The sequence below is a fragment of the Mycetocola sp. Y791 genome (genome assembly GCF_059445325.1).
Map to the genome: position 1 here is coordinate 742,680 of NZ_JCAIUC010000002.1, position 23,491 is coordinate 766,170.

The window sequence follows — 23,491 nt, forward strand, 5'->3', positions numbered from 1 at the left end:
AGGTGTGCGCGACCCGTGTGTGCCCGAGGCCCCTGTGTGGCTCAGAATGGTGGTTCGTTGGGGTCTGCTGACTCGTCGTCTGGTGCCTCGTCGCGGTTCTCCGTGTCGTTTCTCTCCCTCTCGCGTTTTTCTTTCTGGGCGTCGAGGAGTCGGGTGCAGACGTTGTTCAGTCGGGTGTCTTCCTCATGTGCCTGGGTTGACGGGGCATCCGTGTCGTCCGGAGTGCTTCCGGGGTCGGGATTCGGTGGCTTTGGTGGTGCCGCTTTCGCCGGTGGGATCGGATGTGGGATCGGGTTGCGCACTGGGTTCTCGGGGTGGGTGAGGTATTCGCGTCCGTGGGGTGAGGTCCATTTCAGGATCCCGTCACCGAGTTGCTCGACCAGCCAGTTGGTTTCGTGTTTCAGTTTGTGGTGTTTGGGGCAGAGGCTGGCGAGGTTGTCGAAGTCGGTGTTTCCGCCGGTGTCGTATGGCTCGGTGTGGTCGATATCGCTGGACACCGCTTTGCGGGTGCAGCCGGGGAACCGGCAGTATCCGTCGCGGTAGCGGAGGAACCGTCGCATCGCTTTCGATGGGGTGTATTTGGTGTGGCCGAGGGACAGGGCGACTCCGGTTTCGGGGTGGGTCAGGATCCGGCTGAACTCCGGTGCCTGAGACGCCAACTCCCGCGCGGTGTCCGGGTCGATGGGCCCGTATCCGTCGAGGTTGCCCGGTTCCACACTTTTGCCGAGGAGGGTGAGTACCGGGACGGTGACCATCACCGTTGGCACGATCTTCCGGAATGCGGTCGCGGGGTCACGTCCCGGCCCTGGGAGGACAGCGGATCCCTGTTTTTCTCCGGATGAAGGTGGACGGGCCGGTGCGGGATATGGGTCGGTGTAGGGATTGCGGGTGCCGAGGCCGGTGCCGAAGACCCGGGTGCCGGTGGGGTCGGGCAGGGTGAACTCACCGGTGAACGCCTCCATCATCGCCGCGAACACCACATCGGCATCCAACTGGGACAGGGTGCGTGGCTCAACCGGTGACTGCAGTTTCATCGACTGCGCCCGGATCGTGTCGAAGATCGTTTCCGCGGCCGGTGCGGTGGTGAACAGGTTCAGCCAGGCCATCCCGTCCGGTGCCGGGATCAGTTCTACCCGCCGATCGGTTACCGACTTCCGACACCGGGCGACCGCGGATTCCGGGCACAACCGTTCCCGCAACATCCTTGTCTTCTGCCCGAACCTCGCCACCGTCATCGTCCGGGCAAACGGCAACGCCTTCTCTTCGAGCTCCGCTGCTTCCTCGGCGGTGAGGGTGCTGGTCTGGTCGACCAACTGCTGGGCATGCCGGTAACTGACGTCTCCCTCCCGCAACGCCGTCAGAGTGGCCGGCAAGCGGTGCATCAACGCTTCGCTGTCATCGATCAACGCGGTCGCGGTGCGTTCGGACACCCGCAATACACACGCCAGTTCCGCCGTGAACGACCGCAACGCCAGATCCCGGCGCTCCGCTGCGCGTTGCGCCACGGTCTGCGTCGCTGGCCGGGCGGTGTCGAGAACGCCCTCCTCTGCGCTCAGCGCGAGGGTCCTGGCCCGGTCGATGAACTCCGCCTTCCAGGCCGCCTGACGGGCCTCCAACCGCTCCACCTGCCCTACCGCCTCAACCAGCGCCGTGCACGTGTCAGCAATCCGCGCAACCAACGTCGGCTCAGGCTCAGCCTCGGGCTGAGATTCCGAATCGGAATCGACATCGGGCTCTACGCCCGCACCGGCATCCGCATCGGGCGCCGGGTCGGACTCGGGTCCGAATTGTGGCTCGGGCTCGGGCTCGGGCTCGGGCTCGGGCCCGGGCTCAGGTGCAGCGACGGTATTGCGCTCTGTGCTGGACTTAGACCCCGACTCCGGTTCCGACTCCGGTTCCGCGTCGGACTCAGATTCCGACTCCGGTTCCGCGTCGGGATCAGGAGCTGGCACAAGGGCGTCGGGATCGGGCCGAGACTCGGACTCCGCATTGGGCTCAGGCTCGGACTTCGGCTCTGAGTCAGGCGCGGGTATCTGCTCGGGCTGGGGCTCGAGCCAGGCGGCATCCGCACCGCTATCGGGTGGATCGTGATTCTCGTCGCCCGGAGGATCGACGGCTCTGTCGTTGTTTTCCATACCACAAGTCAACACCACACCACTGACATTGCTTCGACTGCCAGGTAAGGCTAGGTCTAATGCTAACGAAAGTGTGTTCGATCGAGACGAGCTGGCCAGACCCGTCCCTCAGCTTCTCGGAGGAAGTCTGATCGGCGACGGTCGCACCTGATTGTTCGACTCGAAGCGAGATAAAACCCCTTCTTCAAGCGATCCGAAAGATGGCGTGATCACGCTCTCATCCGCGGTATGTGGCAAATCTTGCGCAAACCTTGTGTGTTTGTCGAAGAACTGTCGGAACCTTGCGGATCCGGCTGGGTTGTTCTTGATCGAGGGCGGGAAATATCGATCTTGTTGGAAGCGAAAGCGGAAAACACCCACAGACTCCGGTAGCTCCTCCGCTGCCAGGCCCAGAGAAAGAAGCACACCATGAAGAAGTTCAACATGAAGAAGACCACCGCTGCTGCGGTTGCCGCTGCAGTCGGCGCTGTTCTGCTGCTCGGTGGAGCCGGCACGCTGGCTTACTGGTCCGACACTGCCGGGAGCGGCACACAGGTCATTTCGTCTGGAAAGTTGGACCTTGAGGGCACCACGTGGGGCGACTGGAACGTGAAGAATGGTGCAGGCGATACCGCAGGGAAGACTTTCTCCGGGACGATCGTTCCCGGCGATGTTCTCACTCAGACGGTAAATGTCCCGGTGGCCCTGGTTGGACAGAACATCACGGGCAAGCTGGTTGTAAGCAAGACAGTAGCAAGCGTGCCAGCTACTGCCTTCACAACGGCGCCAACCGTTGATGTTTCTCTCGCTGGCGCGGTCAGCACGGAGAAGAAGATCTCTGCGGGCGCAACGCCCGACACGCTGCTTTTTGCTCAGCCGACGAGCGGCACGGTCCCGGTGACTGTCACAGTGACCTTCCCGCGCGGAGCCTCTGGAAACCAGTTCGATATGAACAAGTCCTTGGACCTGACGCTCGGCTACGTGCTGACTCAGGAGCCCGTCGTCGCCACAGTCGCGCCGATCAAGTAGCTCTTCACCTGCAGCGGAGGCGGGATCAGCCCCGAAGCTGATCCCACGGGCCCTGTCATGTATTCGACACGGCAGGGCCCATTTTTCCGCCAGTAACACCCGCTTCACCTTCACCCTCAGACTCATCACCGCACGAAAGGAGCCACCATGAAGAAGTCCGTCCGCACTCTCATCGGAGTCTCCGTCGCAGCGGTCCTCGGCTCCACACTCCTCCTTGGTGGCGCCGGCACCCTCGCCTTCTGGTCTGACACCACGTCGAGTGCCGCGCAGACAATCCAGTCCGGTCAGTTGGACCTCGGGTCCTCTGCGGACCTCACGATGACGAGCCCCACCATCAAGCAGTGTGCGCCCGAATGCACCGACAATGCCCCATACGGCGGGGGAGCCCTCGTTCCCGGTGATATCGTCAGCGTCACCGTGAATGTCCCTGTGACCCTGGTCGGCCAGAACATGAAGGCTAACTTCGCAATCACGCCGAAGAAGGCTGCCGTAACCACGAGCGGCACCCGCGCCGTGGCCGACGCCGCCCTGGCCTCAGCACTGTCGATCAAGGTAGTCAAGGTAAACGGCGCTCCTGCCACTCCCGATGCCGCCGGTACTGTGACCGTTCCGCTCACCTCAACGGCTGCCGCGACAAACAAGGTCCCCGTCGTCGTCGAGATCGCTTTCCCCTGGGGAAACCCGGGCGACTACAACGACACGATGGGTGGACGGGTCACGCTGTCCGCCGACTACTCCCTGACTCAGGTTGCGAAGTAGCGTGAACAAGCATCGCACCTCGGCCCCCGGGAATCACAGAAAGCCGCTCATTGGAGCGGCTCTCGCGTTTGTGGCCGCGGCCGCCCTCATCGGCGGGCCCGTCACCACAGCCTCGCTCAACGACACAACGTCGAACACGTTCTCTGACGCGGTCGGGGGTGACCTCGCCGTTGAGGTCCTGACCTCCAACTGGGAAACCGTCGCCGTCTCGACCCAGCCCGCAAACCTCACACCCCGCGGTTCGGGTGGCATCGTCCCCGGCATCCGCGGCCAGAAAATCACCTTCACGGCCCGCAACGCAGCGTCATCAGCCACTCCCGCACAACTCACGGGAACGATCACGGCTCCCAGAGACGACACCCTTCAGGCCCTCGAAGGCGCAGGACTTCAGTATGCGATCGTCGCCAGCACCGGTTGCACAGCGGATGCCGTCACCACCGTCGGCGGGAACGTCCAGACCAAAATTTCGAGCGTTGCCGCCCTCGCCAAGGGTGCTGCGTGCACCTTTACCCTGACGCTCTCGATTCCCTGCACTGGAACCTCCTGCGAATCCGCAGCGTGGAGCCTCAGAGGCATCCGTCTCACGAGCCTGCCGGCCTTCACCGTCAACGCCACGCTCACCCAGGTGGCGAGGCCACTATGACCCGCCGTCACCGCACAAACCCCACCCGGTCTCGATTCGCCGCCGCACTTGGGGTCGTCGTCGCGCTACTCGCCATTGGACTCCCAGCCTCAACGACCGGCGCGAACCTCACGAACACCAAGACCGTCACATCGAGCACAACGCCGGTAGGTGACTGGTGCAGCGTTCCCGGCTCGTCCCAGTTCAAGAACGTGTATCGACTCAACGACACATCAACGTTCGAATCAGTCACGATGTCGGGTACGACCTTCAACATGGCAATCGTTCCCGTTGCGAATGACGGGAGCTTCGATCCCGTGGAAGCTGTCGCGGGGGACGTCAACGCGGGCGGTGCCATCGCGGACCAGCTTGGTGTCAGGCTCTGGGGCTGCGGACAGCCGCTCACAACCGGATTGAACGTGAAGGCGACCGCATGGCGCGGTACCTACACAACTGTTGCCGGAATGACCTGGAAGGGTGGAAAGGCGCCAGTTGTCGGCTCATTCGCATCTGCTCGCCTCAGCGTCGGCTCCGCGGCATCGGGCGTCGGGGCGGAGCTTCGGGACCTGCATCGCGGAACAGCCGGAGCCACCACTGGATCGCCCAATCCCACCACTATGCGTTACACGTGGCTTCTCGACCACATGCGGAAAAAAGACGGGACGCTTCGGTCGGCGGATCCGGCGTGTGTAACGCCTTCGAACGGCGACGCGAGGGCGTGCACCGTGGCCCGTGGCAACGGGGTTATCGGCGGAGACGCTTTCTCCGTTAGCGATTCTCAGTCCCTGCCGGACGGGAGCTCCGGCAACTCAGCCACCTATCTTGGTGAGAAGTACTATGCCCAGAGCGGGAATTGGCCCACAACGACGACGCAGCAGCCCCAGTGCGATCGATCACCAGCCCTCTTTGGCTTTCCATTAGGACGATGGAGCCCTGTCAACGTGGAGGGGACGGCATGCCCCGACGACACGTGGGTGTACGTGTATCGGGACTTTCGCATGACAACAGTGGAAGTGCCCAGCGCCACCGCACTGGCGGCACCAACGACTTTGCCACGGCTCGCCACCACTAACGCGGAGACGGTTCTCAAGGACACGACCGGAGATATCGTCCAGTACGTTGTGCTCGAATGGTGGGGCACCCTCCCTTCTCAGAACCTCGCCGTGGAGGTGTTCGTCGAACGATGACCACCTACCGGCTCTTCGCCCGCATCGCCGCAGCCCTCATCGCGATCGCAACGGTCAGCATCCTCGGTCTCGCTGCTGCTCCCACAGTCGCACACGCTGAAGGTGACGACCGCGCGCTTCACCTCACCCGCATCGACGGCAGCCCGGTCGGCACACTGTTCAGCGACTGGGTGATGGTCCCGGGCGACAAAGTAAGTACGACAGTCATCGCTCACCGAACCGGCGAGGGCGACTCAAACCTTCTCATCACCCTCGGTAGCTGGTCGGATGCCGCACGCACGACAGCCGCCGCCGTTGAAGAAGACGTGCTGATCAGCATCCGCACCAACGGAATCGAACTCTCGTCGACGGCATCCGCTCTGATGACGGGTGCTGCCGTCTTCGACCTGGGACGCAGCGCGGCATCCTCGGTCCCCATCGAGGTGACCTTCGAGTTGCCTTTCTCCTCGGGCAATGCCACCCAGCAACAGAGCATCGACCTGTCACTCATTGTTACAGCAGCAGATCTGCCGGAGTCCACACCGACGCAACCCGCGACTGACGACCCCCTCGCCTCCCTCATCCCGAATCTTCCGAGCACGGGAACGTCTGCCCGCGACCTTCTGATCGTCGCCGCGATCGTTACCACAATCGGACTCCTCTTTCTGGGGGGTAAGCGAAAAACTTCCACACCCTCCCAGTCCCACTAAGGTTTAGGGAGCGTGACAGGGGGTCACGCTCCACATCAAGGCAGCTAGCTCCCTTGCCAGTTGGTGTGCCGGTCTGGGAATAGCGGAAAAATGTCTGAACGTACTAGCCGCACCGCCGTTGTGATCGAAGACGATGGCGACATTCGTGGCCTCATCGAAACTGTGCTTCGCCAAGCCGGGTTCGATGTTTCGTCGACCGCAGACGGGGCCGAAGGCGTCGAACTCGTCCGCACACTGTCGCCCAGCGTTGTAACCCTGGACATCGGACTCATCGATATCGACGGGCTCGAGGTCGCACGCCGTATCCGGCTGTTCAGCGACTGCTACATCGTCATGATCACCGCACAGGGCGACGAAGCGGACCTGCTCTTCGGCCTCGAGTCCGGCGCCGACGATTACGTCGTCAAACCGTTCCGGCCACGCGAACTGCGAGCGCGCATCGGCGCGATGATGCGCCGCCCCCGCAGCTCGGCTTCGTCAGATCAAACGGATGCCGCGGGCCAGGCGGGTGCGCCTTCACCGATTCCTGAAACGCAGCCGATCGGACAGTCAGCCACCCAGGTGCCGGGCCAGACAGGGCCGGCGTCAGGACAGACGCGCGACTCCTCCTCGACAGCGCCGATATCGGTGCGCGAAGCGAACCCGGTGACACTCGGCAATCCTGCTGACGACGACGCTGGCGAACTGGTGTTCCGCCACAACGGGATCACGCTCAACGCAGACACCCGCACCGTCGAGCTCAACGATTCCGAGCTCGACCTGACGCGGACAGAGTTCGACCTGCTCCGGTCGCTGCTGAGCAGTAAGCGCCGGGTGCGCTCAAAGGCGGATCTCGTTCGCGAACTCCGCGATGAGGAATATGTCGCGAACGACTTCGTCAGTGAGTCGGAGGAGCGAGCGATCGAGGTTCACTTCGCAAACCTGCGTCGCAAACTGTCCGATGACCCCAAGCGCCCCCGCTGGGTCGAGACCGTGCGTGGAGTGGGATACCGACTGCCTCCGGCCCGCGAACCCGAGTTCCCAGCCTGATCTGCACTCGCTGAAGCTGCCTACTTCGCTGGCGGCTCGATGCGGCTCGATGCGCTCGATGCGGCACGAAGAGGCTCAGGACGCGACAGCGACGTCGGAGATTGACCACCGCACGGGGAGCGCGAGCAGGGTGGCTTCCCCGATTTCCCGAAGCATGGGAAGACCCCTGAGGGCGGCAGCGAAGTCTGCGCTGCGCACCGCATTCTCCAGTCCGGCTGAGAACGACGCCAGCCGGGTCGCGCCGATCATCCCGCTCGACACTTTGACGCTGAGAATGGCCTTCAGCGCGCCCCCGCTGTCCGCGGCGCGCAGACGATCGGCAATCCGCGTCACCCTGTCAGGCCACTGGTCCACGAACGCCTCAACGAACCGTGCCACCGCATCGGTGTCATTCTCGAGAGCCTCGAGCAGATCGTTGAGGGGTTCGTCGTCGAAAACAGGCAGATGCCCGGCGAGGATGAGGTGCTGGTCGTCCGGGGAAAACGTCACCGTGCCCCACTCTCTACTCAACCGGGCATCTGCCCTCGGACGGCCAGGGGAACCGTCCGGGGTCGTGGCCTCGGGTGGCCACTGGATTGAGTCTGACCGGCCCGGATCAGGATTGACGGATGCCAACCGTCAGGTTTTCTGCAAGATTGCGGAGCTTGATCAAGATTTGCGTAACACCCCCGCACGGGGGTCCTGATCTCACCGTGAGGCGACCCGTGAGAATCGCCGTACGCTCAGCGGCACAAAGATAAGAAGAATCACGGCAACGCCGATCAGAACCGCCGCCGCAGGGTTCTGCTGCACCCAGCTGTCACCGACAGGAGTGCCAGGTGGAACATTACCGAACAGCTCCCGCGCGGCCTGCACCAGGGATGTCACCGGATTCCATTCCGCGAACGTCCTGAGCGGACCGGGCAGAGTCTCGGCCGGAACAAAAGCGTTTGAGATGAAGGTGAGCGGGAACAGGACGAGGAACGACACATTGTTGATTACCTCCGGGCTCCGCACGGTCATCCCGAGATACGCCATCACCCAGGACAGCGAATAGGCAAAGAGGAGAAGGAGTGCGACAGCCGCAACAGCCTCGAGGAAACTCGAGTGGATACGCCAGCCGACAATGAAGCCTGTCGCCATCATCACGACCATCGAGAGTGTGTTGATCAGCAGGTCCCCGTTCGTCCGTCCGACGAGCACCGCCGACGGACTCATCGGCAGGGTGCGGAACCTGTCGATGATGCCGTCCTTCAGGTCCTGCGCCATCGCCGAACCGGAGTAGGTCGACCCGAAAACAACGGTCTGCGCAAAGATACCGGCCATGATGAAGTCGGCGTATGTGCTCCCGGGGATCTCGATCACTCCCGCGTACACGTAGGTGAAGAGAAGGACGAACATGATCGGCTGCAGGGTCGTGAAGACGAGGATATCCGGCACCCGCTTGATCTTGATGAGGTTGCGCCTCGTCGTGATCCAGCCGTCATTGAGCCAGCCGACGATCGCTCCCGGCTGATGCGGAACGTCTATTCCGGGGGTGCGCGTTTCGGTCACGCCGACGTCCTCTTCCGAGTGCCGGCATCCGGTTCGTCGTTTTCCTCGTCGAGCTCTGCTGTGGCAATGTGACCCGTGAGCCGGAGGAAGACATCGTCGAGCGTCGGTCGTCGCATCCCCGCGTCAAAGAGTGCGACATTTCTGATGTTGAGCTCACCGAGGACGAGCTGCAAGGCCTCAGGCCCACTCTCAACACTCACGGTAACCGTGCGGGAGTCGTTCGATATCGCTGGTTCCACTGTGCCGAAGCGACGCAGAACCTCAACGGCGTCAACGACGTCGTCCGCTGTCACGAGGTTCAGCTCCACCCGCTGTCCGCCGACAGACGCCTTGAGCTCATCGGCCGTTCCCTTCGCGATCACCTTGCCCGTGTCGATCACACTGATGTCGTCAGCAAGCTGGTCGGCTTCCTCGAGGTACTGGGTGGTGAGAAGTACCGTCGTACCCCCGTCGACGAGCGACCTGATGATGTCCCACATTCCCAGCCGGCTGCGCGGGTCGAGACCGGTGGTCGGTTCGTCAAGGAACAGCACACTCGGTCTCGTCACAAGCGCACCGGCAAGGTCGATCCGGCGGCGCATCCCTCCGGAGAATCCCTTCACCGGTCGGTTCTGCGCCTCGGACAGCTCGAACAGTTCGATCAGTTCCCGAGCACGCGCACGCGACGCCTTGGCACCGAGGTGATAGAGCCGGCCAACCATGTCGAGGTTTTCGAACCCCGTCAGGTTCTCGTCGACCGCGGCGTACTGGCCCGAGACACCGATGATCGGACGGATGGCCTCCGGCCGTGCAACAACATCGATGCCGCCGATGGTCACCGAACCGCTGTCGGGAACGATAAGCGTCGTGAGCACCTTCACCGCGGTCGTCTTCCCTGCACCATTCGGGCCGAGAATAGCGGTGATCGTGCCCTGGGGCACAGAGAGATCCAGCCCGTCCAGTGCGTGGACCGGGTTGGCACCCTTGGGGGAGTACGTCTTCCGAAGCTCGCGAGCTTCGATGAAACTCATCGTTCGACGATACCCCGCACGACGCTCGCGGAGAAGAACCGGTTCGTTTCACACCACGCTGAACCGCTCGGGCAGTGGCTCCCGACCGGTCAGCGCCATCAGCACCAGTTCGCCGTCACCCTTCCTCGCCGCGATCCCCGCCGCGAGAGACGCCGACTCCTCGATCAGGTCAGGAGCGAAGTGCGCAACCTGACCCGTTGCCCGCGCAATGTCGATGGAGTGAACGACCAGCTCGAACACCCGCGTCTTGAGGTACTCATCCAGCGGAATACCCATGCCGCCGAGCGACACCAGCCGACCGGCATCCTGCACCGAAATCAGGTCGAGTGCGCGTTTCGTGAGTGCCTCGATCCGGTCGATCGGGTGATCTCCGAGCGCTATCCCTGCCTGCACGCCACGCTGCGCGATCGCCTCGGGGTTCGTATAGACGAGGTAGATCTGCCCGTAGTAGTCGCCGGCTGTCTCCATGTCGACCTGCGTCGCCGGGTCGAGCTCGAGATAATCACCCACAGTGATGAGTGCCCGAGCCGCATGCCCGACAAGCGATCGGACGCTCCAGACGCCAAGTCCGAGCGTCTCCCACTGGTCGATCTTGATGCCGCGCACCACGTCGACAAACGCATCAGCCGCCCTCGAAAACTTCTCCGCCGTAGCCATGGTTCATGCTCGCACGAACTGCTGCCAGACTGAAAGACATGGCTCAGCTCGACGACCCCACCCCGCTCTTCTGGCTCGGTTCATATACAGCGGATGCCGGCGGCTCCGGCGACGGAATCAGCGCACTGCGCCAGGAAGAAACGGGCACGCTCAAGCCGGTGTCGCACTCGCAGGTAGAGTCGCCATCGTTCCTCGCGAACCACCCGACACTGCCCGTGATCTACGCGGCGCTCGAGGGCTCCGGCCAGGTCGAAGCGCTCGCCAGACGCGGTGAGGCCGGACTCGTTCCGCTCGGCCGACCCCTCGAAGCGGGGGACTCCGTGTGCCAGCTCACCGTGACGCCCGACGGTTCGACCCTCATCGCCAGTTGTTACGGCGACGGCCGTGTGCTGCTCTTCCCGCTCGCTGCCAGCGGTGCTCTCGCCGGTGAGGGTGTCGTCGCTCCCGCATCCAACGACCCGTACGGAGATCCCCTCGCCGCCCGTGCGGCCGAACTGGAGAACACCGACTTCGGCGATGATCCCTTCGCGGAGCTCGCACTCCGAAAGGCGGTTGATGACGCCGCCGTGGATCGCCCGTCCCGCGCACACGCGTCGCTGGTGCTGCCGGATGGCCGCTTCGCAACGACGGACCTCGGCCACGACACGGTGAGGATCTGGCGTCGCTCCGGCGCCCGCCCGATCCTGAGCCAGGAGGTTGTCCTGCCGTTCGGTGTCGGCCCGAGGCACCTCGTGTTTCACCCGTCAGGACACGTTCACGTCATCACCGAGTACTCGAACGAGGTCTTCACCCTCGGACGCGGTGACGACGGTGCCTGGCGGGTCGTGTCCTCCGTGCGGGCAACAGCAGACTCTCTCGAAGACGGCGACAACGCCTCGGAGATCAGCATCGCGGCATCGCGGGAACAACTGCACGTCTCGATTCGCGGCACCAACCGGGTGTCAACACTGACGATCGGCGGCGACGGGTCGACACTGCGCGCGATTTCCGATGTCGACTCCGGCGGAGACTGGCCGAGACACCACGCCGAGTCTGGCCGCTTCCTCCACGTCGCCAACCAGAAGTCAAACGAGATCGCGACGTTCCTCCTCGACGCCCGCGGCATCCCGTCAAAGCGGATCGGCTTGATCGAAGCGGGCTCGCCGACCTGCCTGGTGAAGGCATAACGAGCCCTATGCTGATTCGGTGACCGCACGCATCCCGGACCCCGCGCCAGTCATCGGGCGGTTCATCCGACTCGATCCGATGACCCCCGACGACTATCCCGGCCTGTTCTCGGCGATCGCACACCCGGAGGTCTTCGCCGGCGGGTATGGCGGCGGGCCCCACGGACTGCCGGAAGACTTCGCCGCCTTCCGGAGCTTCGCCGAGTCGTACTTCGCTGTCGGAGGCAACCAGTCGTTCACGATCCGGCTCGTCGGCGGTGAGTCCGACGGCGTCATCGTTGGCACGTCGACCCTCGGCGATTTCAACGAGGCGAGTGAACACACCCAAATCGGCTGGACGGCATACGACCCACGGGTCTGGGGAACCGCGGTGAACCCCGAAGCCAAGCTGCTGTTGCTCGGCCTCGCGTTCGATAACGGATTCGGCCGGGTCACGATCCAGGCGGATGAGCGCAACGAACGTTCCCGCGCAGCAATCGCCAAAATCGGCGCCACGTTCGAGGGCCTCATCCGCCGCGATAAACGTCGCGCGGACGGCAGCTGGCGGACCACAGCGCTCTTCTCCGTGATCGTCGAGGAGTGGCCCGATGTGCGTGCCGGTCTGGAATCGAGGCTCGCTGCCTTCGACGGACCGGTGGCCCTGGGCTGACGGATGCCCTTGGGCTGACGGTAGCCCTGCGCTGACCGATGGCGTCACTGACCGATGGCGTCGCTGAACGTTGGCGTCGGCCAGGTCGTGCTCCCTCGGTGGGCAGGATCTCGTGGTTCGATGGCTGATTTCCGCCAGTTGGCGATCCGCCCCGCGAGTAGATTGTTGAGGTGTCTCGCACTGCAGCTTCTCTCTCCGTTCAGAATCTCGGAGACCCGTCCTCCGCCAGCGCACCATCGAGCCGGATCACCCTCCAGTTCATCGGCATGGGACTGGTCTGGGGCGCAAGTTTCCTCTTCATGAAGGTTGCGCTGACCGGGGTGTCCTTCGGCCAGGTCGCGTGGACCCGGATCCTGCTCGGCGCCATCACCCTCGGCATCATTGCGCTCGCGACCCGCGCGAGGCTTCCGCGCGACCCGAAGATCTGGCTGCACTTTACGGTGATCGCCATCACCTACTGCGTCATCCCGTACACGCTCTTTGCGTGGAGCGAGCAGTACATCTCGTCGAGCCTCGCGTCGATTCTCAACGCCGTCACCCCGATCATGACGGCGCTCATGGCGACGCTCCTGTTCCGGGTCGAAAGGCTCAGCGCCGGTCAGGTGCTCGGTGTCATCGTCGGCATCCTCGGTGTGATCGTCATCGTCGCACCGTGGCAGGCCGGTGCCCTGATCGGCAACTGGCAGGGCCAGCTTGCCTGCATCGGCGCTGTCGCCTCCTACGGCTTCAGCTTCGGCTACCTTAAGAAGTTCCTCGCTCCCTACCGGGTGCCGTCGATCACCGCGGCCTTCATGTACATCGGCATCGCCGGGGTGATCATGCTCCTGCTCACCCCCGTCATCGCCTGGCAAAGCGTCGAGCTCGACATCTGGGTCGTGCTCAGCCTCATCGCGCTCGGCGCGTTCGGAACGGGCATCGTGTACATCTGGAACATGAACGTCCTCGCGGCGTGGGGACCGACGGCCACCTCGAGCGTCACATACATCACCCCTGTCGTCGGAGTGATCCTCGGTGTTCTCCTGCTCTCCGAGACCCTCGGCTTCAACGAGCCCCTCGGCGCTGTCATCGTCTTCGTCGGCATCCTGCTGACCCAGAAGCGAATCTGGTTGCCCAGGCGGCCCGCCTGACCCAGGGTCACCCTCGAGGATGACCGTGGGTCAACCTCGGGCACGATGTGCGGATGCCGGCTGGCGGCGAGTCTGGAACCATGACTTATTCGACGCCCCAGTACCCGACAAACCAATACCCGTCTCACCAGTACGCAACGCCCCCGACCACCTCGTTCTCCGCCCCGGCCATCCTGTCCGGTTCAGCGCTCGTGAAGACCTACGGTCCGAGCACAGCCCTCGCCGGAGTGGACATCCAGATCAGGGCCGGGGAATCCGTGGCAATCATGGGCGCATCAGGGTCAGGCAAGACCACCCTTCTGCACACCCTCGCGGGAATCACCTCCCCGGACTCCGGTCGCGTCGAATTCCAGTCGGCGGGTGGAGCCGTCGACGTCACAGCGATGAATGAGCGCGACCGCTCGAAGCTGCGTCGCGAGGCTTTCGGTTTCGTCTTCCAGCAGGGGCTCCTGATTCCGGAACTCACCGCCATCGAGAACACGGCTCTTCCGCTCATGCTCGCCGGGTACCCCCGGCGTGAAGCTGAGGGGCGCGCTCAGCACTGGCTCGGAGCCCTCGGCCTCGCCGGCCTGGAAACGCGCCGAATCGGCGAACTCTCCGGTGGGCAGGCACAGCGCGTCGCCATCGCCCGCGCCCAGGTCACCGGTGCGACCGTCGTGTTCGCCGACGAACCCACCGGGGCGCTCGATTCGGCAACGAGCGATGACGTGATGAGCGCCCTGCTCGGATCTACAGTTGGGCAGGGTCACGCCCTCGTCGTCGTCACTCACGATCACACGGTTGCCGCCCGCTGCTCCCGGATCGTCCGGGTCCGCGACGGCCGGGTACTCCCGGACGCGACCGGGGTCGCCGCTGGTGCGCCTGGCACTGGCGCTGGCGCCGCTGGCTCGACGACAGGAACCACCGGGGTGTCAGCATGACCGCAACCACCGCGTTCTCGCCGCCGACGGCATCCGCCCCTCGCCCTTCCGGGCGTGCACCGATCGTCCGCCTGACCTGGCTGCTCGCACGACCGAGCGCACAGAGCGCCGCGGTGCTCCTGCTGCCAGGTATCGCATTCGCGGTCACGACAGCCCTCGTACTGATTGTGCTGGGCGGAGGACTCATGTTCTGGCGCTGGACTCTCGAGGACAACGCCGACGCGCCCATTTACCAGATGCTCAGTGTGCTCGCCCTGGTTCTGCTCCTTGTGCCGCTTGCCTCCCTCGGTGGCGCCGCGGCGAGGCTGTCCGCCCGGCGACGGGATGACCGTCTTGCCACGCTGCGACTGCTCGGCGCGACGCCGGGTGTCGTGACGCAGATGACCGTCCTCGAGTCAACGGCGATCGCCGTGCTCGGTTCTCTTGCCGGCATTGTGCTTTACCTGGTCGCGATGCCCTTCGTGGGTCTCATCCCCTTCGGTGGCGCTGCCATCGGCGGTGGGGAACTCTGGGTTGGCCCAGGGATTCTCGCACTCGTCGTCGTCGCCATCGCTGCGCTCGCTGCGATCAGCGCGGCGATCGGACTCCGCCAGGTGACGATCTCGCCACTCGGCGTTCGCACCCGCCAGTTCGCTCCGAAGATGCACTGGATGCGCCTCGTCATCGGTGTCGTCGCGATCCTCGTCGCCTATCTGCTGTTGAGTTCGATGGCGGGAATCGCCGATATGGCGCTCACCATTCTCGTCCTCGGTACCGGCATCGGGATCGGGATCGGCGTGCTGAACCTCATCGGCCCGTGGGCGCTCGGGATCGCCGCGAAGCTGTCACTCCGTCGTGCGAAGACGGCTGCGCAGCTGATCGCGGCCCGTGGCATCCTGGAATCTCCCAAGGCAGCATGGAGGCAGGTGTCAGGCGTTGCGATGACGAGTTTCATCGCCGTCGTCGCCGGCACCGGGATCGCCTTCGTGAATACGCTCACCGGTGACTACGACGACGCCACGAGGCTTCTGCTCGCCGACGTGCGCACCGGCATCATCATCACCGTCGTCATGAGCTTCCTCATGGTGGCCTGTTCGGTCGGGGTGAACCAGGCAGCGAATGTCCTCGACCGCCGCGACCTCTACGTCAGCCTCGACCGGCTCGGGATGCCGCGCGAGGTGATCGAGAGTTCCAGGTCTCGCACGATCATGGGTCCGCTGCGGTTCGTCGCCTTCGGGTCAGCGCTCATCGGAGCTGTGCTCGTTCTGCCGCTCGTCGGGATCACCATTGTGATCGCACCGGCGTCGCTCCTCGTCATCGCCGGCTGCCTCATCGGTGGCGTTCTGCTGGTCTGGCTCTCGCTCAAGGCCACCAGCCCGGTGCTCACCAGGGTACTCAGTCAGCCCGAGCGGCTCTAAGACCGGTGTTGCCCCGCGCCGTTCGGGTTCGGCGCGGGGGAGCTCTGAGGGGCAGCGCTGCGGTCAAACGCGGCGGGACAGCATTGCGGGCGGGCCGCTGGGTGGGCCGACGAGGCAGGGGCTGCCGGGCTGCACGATAGATTGAGTTCATGGCCGACACCGATGCAACAGCAGAGCTCCTCAGTTTGAGATCCACCATCGACAACATCGATGCCGCTCTGATCCACATGCTCGCCGAACGCTTCAAGGCCACCCAGCAGGTCGGCAGGCTCAAGGCCGAGCACGACCTTCCCGCCGCGGATCCCGAACGGGAGAAACGCCAGATCACCCGGCTCCGTGCCCTCGCCGAAGACGCGCAGCTCGACCCGGCGTTCGCCGAAAAGTGGTTCAACTTCGTCGTCGCCGAGGTCATCCACCACCACGAGCAGATCGCGAACGGGGAGCGATGACCTGGAACCCCGCCGACCTGCCGGACTTAACGGGCAAGGTCGTCGCCGTTAGTGGTGCAAACGCGGGCATCGGGTTCTGGACCGCGTATCAGCTGGCCGGTGCCGGAGCATCCGTTCTTCTCCTCACTCGAAACGCTGAGCGAGCGGATGCCGCGGTGCGGGCAATTCGCGCACACGTGCCAGCCGCGGACCTCACGGTTGTGCCCATCGACGTCGCCGACCTGTCGAGTGTGCGCGATGCTGGCGCCCGGCTCGCGGAGTTGCCGCGCCTCGATGTGCTCGTGAACAACGCTGGGGTCATCCATGCCCCGCGGCACCGCGAGCAGACCGTGGACGGACTCGAACTCGTCACAGGGACGAACTTCTTCGGGGCGTTCGCGCTCACCGCCGCGGCGCTGCCTGCCCTCGAACGGACACCGGGATCGCGGGTCGTGTCGCTCGGGAGCCTCTCGACCCTGCTCGTTCGACTCGACACGGACGACCTGCAGCTCGAGCGGCGCTATTCGGGCTGGACCGCGTACGCGACCTCGAAGATCATGCTCACCTCGTTTGCGTTCGAACTCGACCGGCGGCTGACCGCGCGAGGAAGCAGCACCCGCTCGCTCGTCGCTCACCCCGGTTATTCGATCTCCGGTCGCACTCGAACGGTTCCTGGCGTGAACGAGCCGGCAAGGTTCAAGCGCTTTGTCGATACCCTGCAGACGCCGTTCACCCAGAGCAAGGAAGCCGGTGCGTGGCCAATCGTTCGGGCCGCGGTCGATCCGGATGCCGTTGGCGGCTCGTTCTATGCACCGCGGTTTCTCGTCAGGGGCGAGCCGGTTGTGGCGCGACCGGCGAAGGTGACGACGAACCCGCGCATCGCTTCAGCCATCTGGGCCGAGGCCGAGGTCGCCACGGGGATGCCGCTGCTGTAGCGCGCTGTCGTGCGCGCCTGATCGCGTGAGCACTGGCACACTGGTGCCGTGGACACCTACTCAGTGATTCGTGACGCCGAACTCGCTCTCCTGTCACCCGCGGTGCGCGGCGACGCCGATCGGCTCCGCGCACTGCTGCATCCGGAGTTCGTTGAGATCGGCCGTTCCGGTCGACGGTGGACCCGCGAGGAGATCCTCGGCGCGCTCGTCAGCGAGGATTCGAGCGAGATCCCGGCCGTCGACGACTGGCAGTTCACGAACCTGGCCGACGGGCTCACCCTCGTCACCTATCTGATTCGAGGGGACGAGCGCGACAGCCGCCACTCGTCACTGTGGGACACCTCGACCGGCGCACCGGTGCTGCGGTTCCACCAGGGGACCGTGGTGGCGGGCCGATAACCGGCAACCGCCCACGGCATCCGCTTCATAGCTCCGCCCCACGGCATCCGCTCACGACAGCGGTTTAACAGGAAATCGCACGGTTGTCAGGACGATTGTGCTGATGCTGTCCTGAAAACCGTGCGATCTCCTGTGCTGAGTGCGTCAGCCCGGCGGGGGTGCCGCCGGGCCGACGTTGCGCCTCTGTTAGGCCAGGCGCGGCACCAGCTGCCTCGCGGTCACCGACCGCGACTTGACCACGGCAAGGGTGGTGGCGGCGAAGGCGGCGAGCGTCCACAGGACGAGACCGGTGATCGCGGCCGGGAGACCACCGCCACCCGCCACGACGGACTGGAACGCGTTCAGCGCCGGCTGCAGCGGCATGAAGCCGACCGCCGAATCGAGCGCCGCCGGTGCCGTCGCGATGATGCTCGTGGCGATCAGGACGAGCGCAACGATCATCGAGACAAACCGTCCGGCCCCGCCGAACACGGCGTTGAGGGCCTGGTTCGTCGACGCGAACGCGATACCGGCGAGGGCAGCGATGGCCGCGAAGCCGAACCAGCCGGCGGCATCCAGCTCCATCAACGGCTGGAGGATCGCAGCAACGAGCAGGCCCTGCACAGCACCGACGATCGCTCCGGGCAGCCACGCCTTGAACGCGAGGAGTGCCGACGGGCGGGTCGATCCGAGTACGCGCTGCGGAACAGCGCGCAGCACCAGGAAGCTCGCGAACGCTCCGAGCCACAGGGCAAGAGCCGCGAAGAACGGAACACCGCTCGTGCCGAAGGAGAGACCGTCGCCCTCGCCTTCAGCGACGATCGGAGTCGCGACGACATCGGCGAGCGTCTCGCGCTCGGTCTCGGTGTAGCTCGGGATGGCATCCGTCGCCTCGGCAAGCCCCGACGCCAGGGAGTCGACACCGCCGGCCAGGCCGGCAGCGCCGTCGGATACCCCGGTGGCACCGGTCGCGAGGTCTGCTGCACCGGTAGCGAGTTCGAGTGCGCCGGCGTTGAGGGTGGTTCCACCCGCGGCGAGTTCGCTGGCACCGGATGCGATCGTGCCGATTCCCGAGACGAGGGCTGGCATGTTGCTGGAGAGCTGAGTGGCGCCATTCGCCAGTTCGCGAGCGCCGGTCTGGAGCTGCGCCGTCTGTGCAGCGGCGGCCGGGTCCGTGGAGCCAGCCGCGAGGGCGGCGAGGTTAGTGCAGAAAGGATTCTCTGAACCGTCGGGCATCGGAAGGGCCGCCGACGCGCACTGGCTGGAAAGCGCAGCGAGCGCCTGCCCCTGCTGACCCATGCCGGCGATGAGCGCGTCGATGCCGTCAGCGACACCGTTCGCGCCGGTGGCGAGCTGGCTCGTCGCGCCCGGAAGCGCGCTGGTCTGCTGCTGCAGCGTCGCGAGTCCGCTCGACAGCTGCGACACCCCATCGGTGTACTCGTTGATTCCCGTGGACAGGCTCGACACTCCCCCGGAGAACTCGGTGGTTCCCCCCGCGAGCTGGGCCGCACCATCGGCGAGCGAAGTTGCGCCGGTGGCCAGCTCCTTGGCGCCATCGGCAGCGGTTCCCAGCTGGTCGCCGAGCGTGTTGAACCCGATGTAGATGTTCTCGAGGTAGCTGGTCGTCAGTTCGTTGCCCACGACGCTCGCGGCCGTCGTGGTGATGACAGAGCTGATGGCGTCATCCACGAGGCGGCTCTTGTCGCTCGTCTCAACGTCGATGGTGGCCTTCTCGGCCTCAGCAGCATCGCCGGAGAACGAGGTAGCCGCCGCGGAGAAGTCCTCGGGAATCGTGACGACAGCCGTGAACCGGCCCGACTTCAGCCCGTCCTCGGCGTCCTTCTCGTCGGTGAGAACCCAGTTGTAGTTGGTGTCTTCAAGGTCGGCACCCGCGGCGCTTGCAGATGAGTCGCTCGAGCCTCCGCCGACGAGTCCGGCGGCGAGCTGCCGGCCGAGCGGCACGGTCTGGCCGTCGAGTTCGACTGGCTCGTCGAGGTTGACGATGGCAGCGGTCACCGTGTCGAGTCGCTCCTGGGGGTTCCAGAACGCCCAGACGAGCACTCCCGCAACCACGAGCGGGACGAGGAGGATGCCGAGGACCGAGCGCCAGGTGATGCGACCTGTGGCCCGTGAGGCCGTGAAACGTGCGAGTGGGGTGCTCATGCGGATACCTCTGCTTCGTGCGTGAGTTCTGAGTGTGTCAAGTCGACCCGGACGGCTGTCCCGACACCGGGAACGGCATCTGCCAGCGCCTCGGGGAATGCGGTGCCGACGGCAACCGCGAGAGTGGTCTCGTTCTTCGCCGCCGCGCCCTGGGCGGAGACGAGAGCGTCGTAGATGTTTCGGCGCGCAACGGCATCCGTCACCTGGTCAATGCCGTCGATCACGACCAGGCGCGGGTTCTCGCCGAGCGCATCGGTGAGGTCGCGGACCGGATCGGTTGCATCGCCGAGCGAGACGAATGCGACGCGCGATCGAATGGACGCCGCCCGCACGCCGGCAACGTACCCGGCGACCTTGAGGACGCCCGAGTCTGCCGCCATGCGTCCCGACAGGGTGAGGAGCAGCGCGGTGACGCTGGCATCGCGAGTGGAGGAGACCACGAGTGTGCCGTCCTCCGGCACCGAGAACGAGACGTTCTCGAACAGGGTGGTCGTGCCGGCGTCGAGGGACAGGCCCTCAGCGGTTGCGACATCCGTCGACTCGGGGCTCGGCCAGGTGCGCAACTCGATCTCCTTCGCGACACCCTCACCCTCGACGTCGAACGACGGCAGCACGCGGTCGAGCCACTTCGGGATCCACCACGCCTTCTCGCCGAGCAGGGCGAGCACGGCGGGGACGAGCGTCATCCGCACGATGAACGCGTCGACGAAGACGCCGACGGCGAGGCCAAGCGCGATGGGCTTGATGTTGGTGTCACCCTCCGGCACGAAGGCAGCGAACACGGCAAACATGATGATCGCGGCCGCCGTGACGACCTTCGCTGAGCCGATGAACCCTGTCGTGACCGATTCACGCGCCTTGCCCGAGTGGACGTAGTCCTCCCGCATGCGGGCGACGAGGAATACCTCGTAGTCCATGGCCAGACCGAACAGTACGCCCATCAGGATGATCGGCATGAAGCTGATCACGGGGCTGCCCGGCTGGATGTGGAGCGCCTCGGCGAACCATCCGTACTCGAACACCAGGGCGACGACACCGAATGACGCGCAGACGCTGAGCAGGTAGCCAAGCGTCGCCTTGATCGGCACCCAGATCGAGCGGAACACCATCGTGAGCAGGATGAGTGACAGGCCGACAACGACGACACCGAACGGCAGCAGCGCAGCACCGAGCTTGTCCGACACGTCGATGCCGACGGCAGTGAAGCCCGTGACCGAGAGGTCGACGTCATACTCCTCGAGGAAGTAGTCGTGCATGTCACGGATCTCGGCGACGAGCGCCTTGGTCTCCGGAGAGTCGGGACCGCCGGTCGGAATGACCTGCACGATGCCGGTGTCAGCCGTCTCGTTCGGCGTCGCCAGGGGAACAGCTTCCACGCCGTCGAGCTTTTCGATCTCGCTCTTGAGGTCGTCCATGAGGCCAAGCGGGTCGTTTGATGTGACGATGCTGCCCGTAACGATGAGCGGGCCGTTGAAGCCCTCACCGAAGTGGTCGGAGACGATGTCGTAGGTGACGCGAGCCGGGTCACCCTCGGGCAGGCCACCGGCATCCGGCAGCGCGAGGCGCAGGCCGAGAGCTGGCGCGGAGGCGAGGCCGAGCACGGCGACGACGGCGAGGATCGTGACGATCGGGAATCGCGTCGCCGTCTTCACCCAGCCCGAGAAGAAACGGTTGGGGCGGTGGGCGGATGCCGGGAGCTCGCCAGCGTCTGCGACATCGACGTGTGCGCCGGAACGTCCCTCAGCGTGGGCGGCAGCAGCCTCTGCGTGCGCTGCAGCGTGGGCGCGGCGCGCCTTCCGCGTCGGCTTGGCCGGCTTCGGGCGCAGCCGGTCACCGGCGAAGCCGAGGAGCGCGGGGATCAGGGTGAGGGAGATGAGCACGGCGACGGCGACACCGGCCGCAGCCGAGACACCCATGATCGTGAGGAACGGGATGCCGGCAACGCCGAGGCCGACGAGCGCGATGATGACCGTGAGCCCAGCGAAGATGACGGCGCTTCCCGCCGTCGCGACGCTTCGGGCGGCAGACTCCTCGGTCTCGAGCCCGTCACGGAGTTGCTCCTGGTATCTCGAGATGATGAAGAGCGCGTAGTCGATGCCGACCGCGAGGCCGAGCATGAGCGAGAGCATGGGCGTCGTCGACGTGATCGAACCGAACGCCGTTGCCACAAAGATGAGCGCAACCGAGATGCCGACGCCGAGCAGGGCGGTCAGCAGTGGCATGCCCGCCGCGAGGAACGAGCCGAGCGTGAGGAGGAGCACAACGAGGGCAACGCCGACACCGATGAGCTCGGTGGCGGTCAGGACGGGAAAGCTCGCGCTGAACAGCTGGCCGCCGAGCGCGGATTCCGAACCGTCCGGAAGTGCGTCAGCGATGGCATCCGCTTCTGCAATCAGGGCGTCTTTGGTTGCCTCGGTGACCTCGTACTGCGGGCCGTCGAGCTGGATGCTGATGAGTGCCGCGCGCTCGTCGTCGCTGACCGCGCCGTCGATGTTCTCGTCGAACGGCGAGACGGCGCTCTCGACGCCCTCGATGTCGTTGAGCGCGTCGACGCCGTCGGTGATGGCCGTCGCGACGGCCTCGTCGGTGACCTTCTCGCCTTCCGGCGCCACAATCGCGAGCTGTGCTGACGCGCCACTCACCTGCGGGAACGTCGTCGACAGTGAGTCGAGCGCACGCTGCGACTCGGTGCCGGGGATGGAGATCGAGTTGTCGAGTCCCTGGTTGAACAGGAGAGCGCCACCGCCGACGAGGGCAAGGATGAGGATCCAGGCGCCGACGACGATGCCGCGCGCGCGAAACGCCCAGCGACCAAGTGAGTAGAGCAGTGAGGACACGAGTCTCCTAGGAGGGCGGGGTGTGTGTGGGGTTACGCGTGAGATACACCGGCGTATTCAATACACGAATGTATCCGATACACTGGTGTATCGCAAAACTCTCTCAGTAAGGTGTCAGGGTGTCTCTTTCAGTCGAACAATCGGAAGCGCAGGGCGAATCCACGCGCCGTCGCAAAACCCGGGATCGTTTGATCGACGCCGCATACGAGGTGTTCGCCGAGACCGGGATTCACGCGGCATCAGTGGAAATGATCACCGAGCGCGCGAATTTCACGCGGGGTGCCTTCTACTCGAACTTCGAGTCGAAGGAAGAACTCTTCTTCGCGCTCGCCGAGCGGGAGAATCGGCTGCGGTTCGAGCGCCTGCAGGAGGGCGTCGACTCGATTCTGCCTGGCGTCGATGTCGCGGCTGCGGTGACCGAGGGTACGCTCAGCCAGATCGTGATGCAGTTCCTCGAGCTGCAGGGCGATGACCGTCGGTGGTGCCTCGTTCAGTCGGAGTTCCGGCTGCTCGCCATGCGGGACTCGAGCGTTGCCGCGTCGTACCTCGAGTTCCAGCGCAACTTCCAGTCGCAGCTCGCCGCGAGGCTCGACGACGCCGTTCGATCGGTCGGACTCGAGTTCATCATCGATCCCGTGGATGTGACGCGGCTCATCCTCAACGTCTACGAAGCAGCGATGCAGGAGTCGATCCTCGAGGGAAGCAGCGACCTCAACATGGCGAGGTCGCCGATCGTGCTCGGCACGCTCCCGCCGCTGATCCAGTCGCTGACGCGAGCGCTGTAGCGCAGCGTCCGTACCAGCCGCATCCGACGCCTGGTGGTATTCGCCCAGGCGGGTGCACGCGCGGTTGCTCGGCCAGG

At 65.0% G+C, this 23,491-nt stretch carries 22 protein-coding genes; 15 read left to right on the forward strand and 7 right to left on the reverse strand.

The features are described 5' to 3' along the window. Positions 1-41 precede the first annotated feature (41 nt). Positions 42-2,135 carry an HNH endonuclease signature motif containing protein gene (locus AC1C2N_RS08400; protein ID WP_495433617.1) on the reverse strand — a complete coding sequence of 698 codons (2,094 nt, stop codon included), beginning with the start codon at positions 2,133-2,135 and terminating at the stop codon, positions 42-44. 408 nt (positions 2,136-2,543) lie between these two features. Between AC1C2N_RS08400 and AC1C2N_RS08405 the strand changes: the two genes are divergently transcribed. From AC1C2N_RS08405 to AC1C2N_RS08430, 6 genes are all read left to right on the forward strand, one after another. Then, the gene (locus AC1C2N_RS08405) at positions 2,544-3,143 is read left to right on the forward strand and encodes an alternate-type signal peptide domain-containing protein (protein WP_495433618.1); all 600 of its coding nucleotides are present in this window, start codon (positions 2,544-2,546) and stop codon (positions 3,141-3,143) included. 147 nt (positions 3,144-3,290) lie between these two features. Further along, positions 3,291-3,902 carry an alternate-type signal peptide domain-containing protein gene (locus tag AC1C2N_RS08410; protein ID WP_495433619.1) on the forward strand — a complete coding sequence of 204 codons (612 nt, stop codon included), beginning with the start codon at positions 3,291-3,293 and terminating at the stop codon, positions 3,900-3,902. 1 nt (position 3,903) lies between these two features. Next, entirely contained in the window at positions 3,904-4,545 is a 642-nt protein-coding gene (locus tag AC1C2N_RS08415) for a hypothetical protein (protein WP_495433620.1), read from the forward strand. Next, the gene (locus AC1C2N_RS08420) at positions 4,542-5,711 is read left to right on the forward strand and encodes a hypothetical protein (protein WP_495433621.1); all 1,170 of its coding nucleotides are present in this window, start codon (positions 4,542-4,544) and stop codon (positions 5,709-5,711) included. The genes AC1C2N_RS08415 and AC1C2N_RS08420 overlap by 4 nt, the downstream gene beginning before the upstream one ends. Next, positions 5,708-6,400 carry an LPXTG cell wall anchor domain-containing protein gene (locus tag AC1C2N_RS08425; RefSeq protein ID WP_495433622.1) on the forward strand — a complete coding sequence of 231 codons (693 nt, stop codon included), beginning with the start codon at positions 5,708-5,710 and terminating at the stop codon, positions 6,398-6,400. The genes AC1C2N_RS08420 and AC1C2N_RS08425 overlap by 4 nt, the downstream gene beginning before the upstream one ends. A 90-nt stretch (positions 6,401-6,490) precedes the next feature. After that, on the forward strand, positions 6,491-7,429 hold the full coding sequence (locus AC1C2N_RS08430; protein ID WP_483406029.1) for a response regulator transcription factor: 939 nt from the start codon (positions 6,491-6,493) through the stop codon (positions 7,427-7,429). A 75-nt stretch (positions 7,430-7,504) separates the two neighbouring features. On the opposite strand, the gene AC1C2N_RS08435 is transcribed toward AC1C2N_RS08430, so the two are convergent. The 4 genes from AC1C2N_RS08435 to AC1C2N_RS08450 all read right to left on the reverse strand — a co-directional run bounded on the left by AC1C2N_RS08435 (position 7,505) and on the right by AC1C2N_RS08450 (position 10,629). Then, on the reverse strand, positions 7,505-7,918 hold the full coding sequence (locus AC1C2N_RS08435; RefSeq protein ID WP_495433624.1) for an Hpt domain-containing protein: 414 nt from the start codon (positions 7,916-7,918) through the stop codon (positions 7,505-7,507). 198 nt (positions 7,919-8,116) lie between these two features. Beyond that, positions 8,117-8,962, reverse strand: coding sequence for an ABC transporter permease (locus tag AC1C2N_RS08440; protein WP_495433625.1), 846 nt, complete (start codon positions 8,960-8,962; stop codon positions 8,117-8,119). Next, a complete protein-coding gene (locus tag AC1C2N_RS08445) occupies positions 8,959-9,972 on the reverse strand; it encodes an ATP-binding cassette domain-containing protein (protein WP_495433626.1) in 1,014 nt (337 codons plus the stop codon). Before AC1C2N_RS08445 ends, AC1C2N_RS08440 begins: the two co-directional genes overlap by 4 nt. A 48-nt stretch (positions 9,973-10,020) precedes the next feature. Then, complete coding sequence (locus AC1C2N_RS08450; protein WP_483406025.1) at positions 10,021-10,629, reverse strand: maleylpyruvate isomerase N-terminal domain-containing protein; 609 nt, start codon at positions 10,627-10,629, stop codon at positions 10,021-10,023. 38 nt (positions 10,630-10,667) lie between these two features. Here AC1C2N_RS08450 and AC1C2N_RS08455 point away from each other — a divergent pair, with 38 nt between their 5' ends. From AC1C2N_RS08455 to AC1C2N_RS08490, 8 genes are all read left to right on the forward strand, one after another. Continuing rightward, positions 10,668-11,795 (forward strand): lactonase family protein, encoded by a 1,128-nt coding sequence (locus AC1C2N_RS08455; protein WP_495433627.1) that lies wholly within the window; start codon positions 10,668-10,670, stop codon positions 11,793-11,795. Positions 11,796-11,814: 19 nt separating this feature from the next. Further along, positions 11,815-12,444, forward strand: a complete 630-nt coding sequence (locus tag AC1C2N_RS08460; RefSeq protein ID WP_495433628.1) for a GNAT family N-acetyltransferase — start codon at positions 11,815-11,817, stop codon at positions 12,442-12,444. A 170-nt stretch (positions 12,445-12,614) separates the two neighbouring features. Next, positions 12,615-13,571: a DMT family transporter gene (locus AC1C2N_RS08465; RefSeq protein ID WP_495433629.1), complete on the forward strand. Its 957-nt coding sequence runs from the start codon at positions 12,615-12,617 to the stop codon at positions 13,569-13,571. A gap of 80 nt (positions 13,572-13,651) precedes the next feature. After that, a complete protein-coding gene (locus AC1C2N_RS08470; protein WP_495433630.1) occupies positions 13,652-14,491 on the forward strand; it encodes an ABC transporter ATP-binding protein in 840 nt (279 codons plus the stop codon). After that, the gene (locus tag AC1C2N_RS08475) at positions 14,488-15,888 is read left to right on the forward strand and encodes an FtsX-like permease family protein (protein WP_495433631.1); all 1,401 of its coding nucleotides are present in this window, start codon (positions 14,488-14,490) and stop codon (positions 15,886-15,888) included. The genes AC1C2N_RS08470 and AC1C2N_RS08475 overlap by 4 nt, the downstream gene beginning before the upstream one ends. 149 nt (positions 15,889-16,037) lie before the next feature. Beyond that, positions 16,038-16,337: a chorismate mutase gene (locus AC1C2N_RS08480; RefSeq protein ID WP_483406019.1), complete on the forward strand. Its 300-nt coding sequence runs from the start codon at positions 16,038-16,040 to the stop codon at positions 16,335-16,337. After that, complete coding sequence (locus tag AC1C2N_RS08485) at positions 16,334-17,251, forward strand: SDR family NAD(P)-dependent oxidoreductase (protein ID WP_495433633.1); 918 nt, start codon at positions 16,334-16,336, stop codon at positions 17,249-17,251. The genes AC1C2N_RS08480 and AC1C2N_RS08485 overlap by 4 nt, the downstream gene beginning before the upstream one ends. Before the next feature lie 48 nt (positions 17,252-17,299). Then, positions 17,300-17,650, forward strand: coding sequence for a nuclear transport factor 2 family protein (locus tag AC1C2N_RS08490; RefSeq protein ID WP_495433634.1), 351 nt, complete (start codon positions 17,300-17,302; stop codon positions 17,648-17,650). Between the two features lie 186 nt (positions 17,651-17,836). Here AC1C2N_RS08490 and AC1C2N_RS08495 read toward each other — a convergent pair whose 3' ends face one another. Both AC1C2N_RS08495 and AC1C2N_RS08500 read right to left on the reverse strand, forming a co-directional pair. Continuing rightward, positions 17,837-19,792: a YhgE/Pip domain-containing protein gene (locus tag AC1C2N_RS08495; protein WP_495433635.1), complete on the reverse strand. Its 1,956-nt coding sequence runs from the start codon at positions 19,790-19,792 to the stop codon at positions 17,837-17,839. After that, positions 19,789-22,629, reverse strand: a complete 2,841-nt coding sequence (locus AC1C2N_RS08500) for an MMPL family transporter (protein ID WP_495433636.1) — start codon at positions 22,627-22,629, stop codon at positions 19,789-19,791. Before AC1C2N_RS08500 ends, AC1C2N_RS08495 begins: the two co-directional genes overlap by 4 nt. Before the next feature lie 119 nt (positions 22,630-22,748). On the opposite strand from AC1C2N_RS08500, the gene AC1C2N_RS08505 reads away from it, so the two are divergent. Further along, a complete protein-coding gene (locus tag AC1C2N_RS08505) occupies positions 22,749-23,414 on the forward strand; it encodes a TetR/AcrR family transcriptional regulator (RefSeq protein WP_495433637.1) in 666 nt (221 codons plus the stop codon). The last annotated feature ends 77 nt before the right edge of the window (positions 23,415-23,491 follow it).

Bases quoted from the DNA above. Each gene is read 5' to 3' on its own strand.
- AC1C2N_RS08400 (WP_495433617.1), bottom strand. From the start codon at position 2,135: ATGGAAAACAACGACAGAGCCGTCGATCCTCCGGGCGACGAGAATCAC.
- AC1C2N_RS08405 (WP_495433618.1), top strand. From the start codon at position 2,544: ATGAAGAAGTTCAACATGAAGAAGACCACCGCTGCTGCGGTTGCCGCT.
- AC1C2N_RS08410 (WP_495433619.1), top strand. From the start codon at position 3,291: ATGAAGAAGTCCGTCCGCACTCTCATCGGAGTCTCCGTCGCAGCGGTC.
- AC1C2N_RS08420 (WP_495433621.1), top strand. From the start codon at position 4,542: ATGACCCGCCGTCACCGCACAAACCCCACCCGGTCTCGATTCGCCGCC.
- AC1C2N_RS08425 (WP_495433622.1), top strand. From the start codon at position 5,708: ATGACCACCTACCGGCTCTTCGCCCGCATCGCCGCAGCCCTCATCGCG.
- AC1C2N_RS08430 (WP_483406029.1), top strand. From the start codon at position 6,491: ATGTCTGAACGTACTAGCCGCACCGCCGTTGTGATCGAAGACGATGGC.
- AC1C2N_RS08445 (WP_495433626.1), bottom strand. From the start codon at position 9,972: ATGAGTTTCATCGAAGCTCGCGAGCTTCGGAAGACGTACTCCCCCAAG.
- AC1C2N_RS08450 (WP_483406025.1), bottom strand. From the start codon at position 10,629: ATGGCTACGGCGGAGAAGTTTTCGAGGGCGGCTGATGCGTTTGTCGAC.
- AC1C2N_RS08455 (WP_495433627.1), top strand. From the start codon at position 10,668: ATGGCTCAGCTCGACGACCCCACCCCGCTCTTCTGGCTCGGTTCATAT.
- AC1C2N_RS08470 (WP_495433630.1), top strand. From the start codon at position 13,652: ATGACTTATTCGACGCCCCAGTACCCGACAAACCAATACCCGTCTCAC.
- AC1C2N_RS08475 (WP_495433631.1), top strand. From the start codon at position 14,488: ATGACCGCAACCACCGCGTTCTCGCCGCCGACGGCATCCGCCCCTCGC.
- AC1C2N_RS08480 (WP_483406019.1), top strand. From the start codon at position 16,038: ATGGCCGACACCGATGCAACAGCAGAGCTCCTCAGTTTGAGATCCACC.
- AC1C2N_RS08485 (WP_495433633.1), top strand. From the start codon at position 16,334: ATGACCTGGAACCCCGCCGACCTGCCGGACTTAACGGGCAAGGTCGTC.
- AC1C2N_RS08495 (WP_495433635.1), bottom strand. From the start codon at position 19,792: ATGAGCACCCCACTCGCACGTTTCACGGCCTCACGGGCCACAGGTCGC.